The sequence below is a fragment of the Nakamurella alba genome (assembly GCF_009707545.1).
Taxonomy (GTDB): Bacteria; Actinomycetota; Actinomycetes; order Mycobacteriales; family Nakamurellaceae; genus Nakamurella; species Nakamurella alba.
Genome location: NZ_WLYK01000010.1, coordinates 1 through 283 on the forward strand (window position 1 = coordinate 1; position 283 = coordinate 283).

Consider the following 283-nt stretch of genomic DNA (forward strand, 5'->3'; position numbering starts at 1 on the left):
GGCCTGGTCGACACCGTCTACGCCGAAGGCATCGCCGCCGGACAGCCACTCACCAGGCCCGCCGGGGCCGCGCTCACTGCGCTGGTGACGCTGGCCGACCCCGACCACATCGCGGCGACCAGTTTCCATCCGCTGGACGGGCATTATGATCCGGCCGCCGCCACCCGCTACTTCGCCGACCAACTCGCCCCCGCCGGCGTCACGTTGCTGCTGCGCACCACCGCCCGCCGCATCCGGACCCACCCCGACCACTCCGTCGCCGGCATCCACACCAGCCACGGCA

General features: G+C 72.8%; 1 pseudogene. It reads left to right on the plus strand.

Features of this window, described 5'->3' with window-relative positions:
* Positions 1 to 283: pseudogene (locus GIS00_RS27015) on the plus strand (hypothetical protein); the annotation flags it as partial.